At 69.5% G+C, this 6,047-nt stretch carries 6 protein-coding genes and 1 tRNA gene; 6 read left to right on the top strand and 1 reads right to left on the bottom strand.

Going from position 1 to position 6,047, the window contains the following annotated elements; translation table 11 throughout:
* Positions 1 to 186: 186 nt before the first annotated feature.
* A tRNA-Glu gene (locus tag P6166_RS17280) sits at positions 187 to 261 on the bottom strand.
* A gap of 71 nt (positions 262 to 332) precedes the next feature.
* On the opposite strand from P6166_RS17280, the gene pcnB reads away from it, so the two are divergent.
* From pcnB to pgi, 6 genes are all read left to right on the top strand, one after another.
* Positions 333 to 1,694: a polynucleotide adenylyltransferase PcnB gene (pcnB, locus tag P6166_RS17275; RefSeq protein ID WP_277765669.1), complete on the top strand. Its 1,362-nt coding sequence runs from the start codon at positions 333 to 335 to the stop codon at positions 1,692 to 1,694.
* Positions 1,695 to 1,696: 2 nt separating this feature from the next.
* Complete coding sequence (folK, locus tag P6166_RS17270) at positions 1,697 to 2,185, top strand: 2-amino-4-hydroxy-6-hydroxymethyldihydropteridine diphosphokinase (protein WP_277765668.1); 489 nt, start codon at positions 1,697 to 1,699, stop codon at positions 2,183 to 2,185.
* 35 nt (positions 2,186 to 2,220) lie between these two features.
* The gene (gene panB / locus P6166_RS17265) at positions 2,221 to 3,036 is read left to right on the top strand and encodes a 3-methyl-2-oxobutanoate hydroxymethyltransferase (protein WP_277765667.1); all 816 of its coding nucleotides are present in this window, start codon (positions 2,221 to 2,223) and stop codon (positions 3,034 to 3,036) included.
* The gene (gene panC, locus P6166_RS17260; RefSeq protein ID WP_277765666.1) at positions 3,033 to 3,875 is read left to right on the top strand and encodes a pantoate--beta-alanine ligase; all 843 of its coding nucleotides are present in this window, start codon (positions 3,033 to 3,035) and stop codon (positions 3,873 to 3,875) included. The genes panB and panC overlap by 4 nt, the downstream gene beginning before the upstream one ends.
* 91 nt (positions 3,876 to 3,966) lie before the next feature.
* A complete protein-coding gene (gene panD / locus P6166_RS17255) occupies positions 3,967 to 4,347 on the top strand; it encodes an aspartate 1-decarboxylase (RefSeq protein ID WP_277765665.1) in 381 nt (126 codons plus the stop codon).
* Complete coding sequence (gene pgi / locus P6166_RS17250) at positions 4,344 to 5,867, top strand: glucose-6-phosphate isomerase (RefSeq protein ID WP_277765664.1); 1,524 nt, start codon at positions 4,344 to 4,346, stop codon at positions 5,865 to 5,867. Before panD ends, pgi begins: the two co-directional genes overlap by 4 nt.
* Positions 5,868 to 6,047: the final 180 nt, after the last annotated feature.

Raw genomic sequence — 6,047 nt, 5'->3', positions numbered from 1 at the left:
CCGCGTTTTTGTTGGGAGCGACGCCCCGTTTGTTTAGGGGGGGCGCGCCCGGGGGGGGGGGTTTGGGGGGGGGGGGGGGGGGGCCCCCGGGGGGTTGGGCGCGGGGGGGGCGAAGCCTGCGAGGCTGGCTTCGCGCGCCAGCATTACGCAAAAAAGCCCGCTTTCGCGGGCTTTTTTGCGTAATGCTGGCGCTCCCTAGGGGACTCGAACCCCTGTTTTAGCCTTGAGAGGGCCACGTCCTAACCACTAGACGAAGGGAGCGTTTCTGGCCGTGTCCAGCCGAGCGCGCTAGTATAGAGAGCTGATCGCCTCATCGCAATCCTGTTTCGCTCCTGGGAACCGCCGACATCGAAACGCCAGTTACATCATCGTTCACCCTGCGCGTCATCCCGCGTGACCAGCACAACATCTCGCGCCGGGACATCAGCCCGAACGCGCTGCGCGTGCTCTATCGCCTGCGCGAAGCCGGCTTCGGCGCCTACCTGGTCGGTGGCGCGGTGCGCGACCTGCTGGTCGGCGGCCACCCGAAGGACTTCGACGTGGCCACCGACGCCACGCCCGAGCAGGTCAAGTCGCTGTTCCGCAACTGCCGCCTCATCGGCCGCCGTTTCCGCCTGGCGCACGTGGTGTTCGGCCGCGAGATCATCGAGGTCGCCACCTTCCGCGCCAACAGCGACGACGGCAGCGGCGATCGCGAGATGGAGAACGGCAGGCTGGTGCGCGACAACGTCTACGGCTCGATCGAGGACGATGCGATCCGCCGCGACTTCACCTGCAACGCGCTGTACTACGCGATCGAGGACTTCTCGGTGCGCGATTACGTCGGCGGCTTCGAGGACGTGCAGGCGCGGGTGATGAAGCTGATCGGCGACCCCGAGCAGCGCTACCGCGAGGACCCGGTGCGCATGCTGCGCGCGGTGCGCCTGGCGGCCAAGCTCGGTTTCAGCATCGACGAGGCCACCGCCAACCCGATTCCGCGGCTGGCCGGCCTGCTGGGCGAGGCGGCGCCGGCCCGGTTGTTCGAGGAAATCCTCAAGCTGTTCCTCTCCGGCCACGCCGTGGCCAGTTTCGAAGGCCTGGAGCACTACGGCCTGTTCGCCACGCTGTTCCCGGAAAGCGGGGCGGCGCTGCGCAGCAACCGCAGCGGCGCGCTGCGCCGCATGCTCATCGAAGGCCTGCGCAATACCGATGCGCGCGTGGCCAACGACGAGCCGGTATCGCCGGCGTTCCTGTTCGCGCTGCTGCTGTGGCCGGCGTTCTGCAAGACGCTGATCGGCCTGCAGGCGCAGGGCGTGCACGCAGAGGAAGCGCAACGACGCGCCGCCGACCGCGTCACCCTGCACCAACTCGAACGGGTGGCCCTGCCGCGCCGGTTCTCCCTTCCGATGCAGGAGATCTGGCTGCTGCAGTCGCGCTTCTCCTCGCGCCAGCGCAAGCGGGTGTTCCGCACGCTGTCGCACCCGCGCTTCCGCGCGGCGTTCGATTTCCTCGTGCTGCGGCAAACGGCCTCGGCCGACCACGCGGTGGATATCGCGTTCTGGCGCGACACCCTGCAGACCTCCGGCCATGAAGTGGCTTCGCACGAGGATGCGCCGCAGGACGAGGGGGCCGAGGACGGCGCCCCGCGCAAGCGGCGGCGCCGCCGGCGTCGCCCGGGCGGCGAGGGTGCCGGCGCGGAAGCCAGCGCCGACTGAGCGTGGCCCACATTGCCCACATCGGCCTGGGCGGCAACCTCGGCGACGCCGAGGCGACCGTGCGCCAGGCCTTGCGCGCGCTCGACGGCTTGCCCGGCACGCGCTGCGTGGCCGCCTCGCGGCTGTACCGCACGCCGGCCTGGGGCCGGCTCGACCAGCCGGCCTTCGTCAATGCCGCCGCCACCGTGCAGACCACGCTGGCCCCGGAGGCGCTGCTCGATGCCCTGCTCGAGCTGGAGCGCCGGCACGGGCGTGAGCGCCCCGACGGCGAGCGCTGGGGCCCGCGCACGCTGGACCTGGACGTGCTGCTCTACGACGAGCAGGTCATCGATACCCCGCGCCTGAAGGTGCCGCACCCGCACCTGCACGAGCGCGCGTTCGCCCTGCTGCCGCTGGCCGAAATCGCCCCGCAGGCGGTCATTCCGGGCCATGGAACGGTGCAGGCCGCGCTGGCCGCGGTGGAAACCGGCGGATTGGCGCCGATTGGGTAGATAATGCGCGGCTCATCACCCCACGTCATGAGCTCATGAGTACCCACGCCGACAGCAAGCCCTGGACGGTGCCCGCGCTGGCCGATGCCAAGCGCGATGGCCGCAAGCTGGTCATGCTGACCGCCTACGACGCCGGGTTCGCCCGCACTTTCGACGCCCACGGCGTGGACCTGATCCTGGTCGGCGACTCGCTGGGCATGGTGGTCCAGGGCCAGGATTCGACCTTGCCGGTGACCACCGACGACATGGTCTACCACACCACCATCGTGGCCCGCGGCCTGTCGCGCGCGCTGCTGGTGAGCGATCTGTCCTTCCAGGCTGACGCCACCCCCGAGCGCGCGCTCGACGCCGCCACCCGCCTGCTGCAGGCTGGCGCGGAGATGGTCAAGATCGAAGGCGCCGGGCACAAGCTGGACGTCATCCGCTACCTGGTGGAACGCGAGATCCCGGTGTGCTCGCACCTGGGCCTGACCCCGCAATCGGTGCTGCGCTTCGGCGGCTACAAGGTGCAGGGCCGCGGCGAAGCGGGCGAGCGCCTGCGCGCCGAGGCCCGTGCCGTCGCCGAGGCCGGTGCCTCGCTGCTGGTGCTCGAATGCGTGCCGTCGCCGCTGGCCGCGCAGATCACCGCCGAGCTGTCGATCCCGACGATCGGCATCGGGGCCGGCCCCGGCTGCGATGGCCAGGTGCTGGTGCTGCACGATTTCCTCGGTCTGGACAGCGGCCACCGCCGGCCGAAATTCGTGAAGGACTTCCTCGCCGAAGGCGGCTCGGTGGCGGGCGCAGTGCGCGCCTATGCCGCCGCGGTGCGCGATGGCAGCTTCCCCGACGCAGAGCACGCCTACGCCTCATGATCGAAACCGTTACCGAACTGGCGCGCCTGCGCGAACTCGTCACCGGCTGGAAGCGCCAGGGCCTGCGCGTGGCGCTGGTGCCCACCATGGGCAACCTGCACGCCGGCCACTTCTCGCTGGTGATGCTGGCCCGGCAGTACGCCGACCGCGTGGTCTCCAGCGTATTCGTCAACCCGACCCAGTTCGGCCCGAACGAGGATTTCGCCCGCTACCCGCGCACGCCCGAGGCAGACATGCGCGGCCTGCAGGATGCCGGCTGCGACGTGCTGTGGCTGCCGAGCGTGGAGACGATGTATCCGCTGGGCACGGAGCTGGCGATGCGCATGCACGCCCCGGGCGTGAGCGACGTGCTGGAGGGCGCCTGCCGCCCGGGCCACTTCGATGGTGTGTGCACGGTGGTGGCGCGGCTGTTCAACCAGGCTCAGCCGGACGTGGCGGCCTTCGGCAAGAAGGACTACCAGCAGCTGGCGGTGATCCGGCAGATGGTCAGCGACCTGGCGTTCCCGATCGAGATCCTCGGCGGCGGCATCGTGCGCGAGCAGGATGGGCTGGCGATGAGTTCGCGCAACCAGTACCTCTCTGGCGAAGAGCGCCCGGTGGCGGCGGAAATCCGCAAGACGCTGGTCGCGCTGCGCGACGCCTGCCTGGCCGGTACCGCGCGGGCCACCGCCGAAGCGGCCGCCACCGCGCAGCTGGAGGCGGCCGGCTTCCAGGTGGATTACGTGGTGGTACGCACCCCGGCGTTGACCGAGCCGGACGACGCCTACGCCGGCCCGCGTGTGGCGCTGGTGGCGGCCAAACTGGGGCGTACCCGGCTGATCGACAACCTCGAGTTCTGAACGACCGGGCCCCCACAGGGCCCGGTTTCACCTTTCGCGGTCCCCGGCCGCTAAACTTTCCGCCTTTCCTACGTGCCGTAGCTACGCCCCCATGCAACTGTCCCTGCTGAAAGCCAAGATCCATCGCGCCACCGTCACCCATTCGGAGCTCAACTACGAAGGCTCCATCGCCATCGACGACCTGCTGCTGCAGGCCAGCGGCATCCGCGAGTTCGAGCAGGTGCACATCTGGGACGTGACCAACGGCAGCCGCTTCACCACCTACGCGATCCGCGCGGAGGCCGGCAGCGGCGTCATCTCGCTCAACGGCGGCGCCGCGCGCCACGTGCAGGTCGGCGACCTGGTCATCATCGCCGCCTTCGTGGGCCTGAGCGCCGAGGAAGCCGAGACGTTCCAGCCCGACCTGGTGTACGTGGACGGGCAGAACAAGATCACCCACACCAACCACAGCATCCCCACACAGGCCGCATGACACAGTCCAACGGATTCGACTCGCTGCACTCCCACGCCCAGCGCCTGCGCGGGGCGTCCATTCCCGATCTGCTCGCCGCCGAGACCGGCCGGCCGGCGCGGTATGCGAAACGGGTCGGTCCGTTGTACTTCAACTTCGCGCGGCAGAAATACGATGACGCCGCGTTGCAGGCGCTGCTGGCCCTGGCCGAGCAGCGCGGGCTGGCGCAGGCCTTCCAGCGGCTGTTCCGTGGCGAGCAGGTCAACGTGACCGAGGGTCGCGCGGCCCTGCACACGGCCCTGCGCGGCAACCTGACCGATGCCCCGGTGGCCCAGGAGGCGTACCGCACCGCCGCCGAGGTGCGCGGGCACATGCGCGAGTTGATCGACGCGCTGGCGCGCACGGACGTGACGGATATCGTCAGCGTCGGCATCGGCGGTTCGGACCTGGGTCCGCGCCTGGTGGCCGACGCGTTGCGCCCGGTGGAGGGCGCGCGCTTCCGCGTGCACTTCGTCTCCAACGTCGATGGCGCGGCGATGCAGCGCACGCTGGCCACGCTGGACCCGGCCCGGACCGCCGGCATCCTGATTTCCAAGACCTTCGGCACGCAGGAGACGCTGCTCAACGGGCAGATCCTGCGCGACTGGCTGGGCGGCAGCGAGCGGCTGTACGCGGTGAGCGCCAACCCGGAGCGCGCGGCCAAGGCCTTCGACATCGCCGCCGGCCGCGTGCTGCCGATGTGGGACTGGGTGGGCGGGCGTTATTCGCTGTGGTCGGCGGTGGGCTTCCCGATCGCGCTGGCGATCGGTTTCGAGCGTTTCGAGCAGTTGCTGGCCGGCGCGGCGGAATTCGATGCGCATGTGCTGGGCACGCCGCTGCCCGACAACGTGGCGGTGCTGCACGGTTTGACCGCGGTGTGGAACCGCAACCTGCTGGGCCATGCGACCAACGCGGTGATGACCTACGACCAGCGCCTGGCGCTGCTGCCGGCTTACCTGCAGCAGCTGATCATGGAAAGCCTGGGCAAGCGGGTGAAGCTCGACGGCAGCCCGGTGGACAGCGACACGGTGGCGGTGTGGTGGGGCGGTGCGGGCACGGATGTGCAGCACAGCTTCTTCCAGGCGCTGCACCAGGGCACCAGCGTGGTGCCGGCCGATTTCATCGGCACGGTGAACAACGATGATCCGTACGCGGTGAACCACCAGGCGCTGCTGGCCAACCTGCTGGCGCAGACCGAGGCGTTGGCGAACGGGCAGGGGAGCGAGGATCCGGCGCGGGACTATCCCGGTGGCCGGCCGAGCACGCTGGTGCTGTTCGATCGTTTGACCCCGCAGGCGCTGGGTGCGCTGATCTCGATGTACGAACACAGCGTGTACGTGCAGTCGGTGATGTGGGGGATCAATGCGTTCGACCAGTTCGGGGTGGAGCTGGGTAAGCAGCTCGCCAGCCAGTTGCTGCCTGCGTTGCAGGGGCAGGGGGGCGAGGTGCGTGATCCGGTGACGGCGGCTGCGCTGGCGGAGATTGCGGCTCGGGGTGGGTGAGGGGAAGGGGGTTTTTTTTGTGGGGCGGCCGTTGGCCGCCCTTTTTGTTTGTCTGCGTGGGTTTTTTTGGGTTTGTTGGCCTTCGATGTGGGTCGGCTGTTTAGGTTTTTGTGCACGGCCTGCGGGGGCTGGGCCCTTTCGGGACACGCCGTGAACCCATCCATGGGGGCTCGTAGGCGA

Origin of the sequence: Stenotrophomonas sp. HITSZ_GD, assembly GCF_029543105.1 — a bacterium.
In the GTDB taxonomy this organism is placed as follows: domain Bacteria; phylum Pseudomonadota; class Gammaproteobacteria; order Xanthomonadales; family Xanthomonadaceae; genus Stenotrophomonas_A.
This window is presented reverse-complemented; position numbering and strand designations above follow the sequence as displayed.

Excerpts from the sequence above, each read along its gene's own strand:
- panC (WP_277765666.1), top strand. The coding sequence starts at position 3,033 with ATGATCGAAACCGTTACCGAACTGGCGCGCCTGCGCGAACTCGTCACC.
- pgi (WP_277765664.1), top strand. The coding sequence starts at position 4,344 with ATGACACAGTCCAACGGATTCGACTCGCTGCACTCCCACGCCCAGCGC.
- panB (WP_277765667.1), top strand. The coding sequence starts at position 2,221 with ATGAGTACCCACGCCGACAGCAAGCCCTGGACGGTGCCCGCGCTGGCC.
- panD (WP_277765665.1), top strand. The coding sequence starts at position 3,967 with ATGCAACTGTCCCTGCTGAAAGCCAAGATCCATCGCGCCACCGTCACC.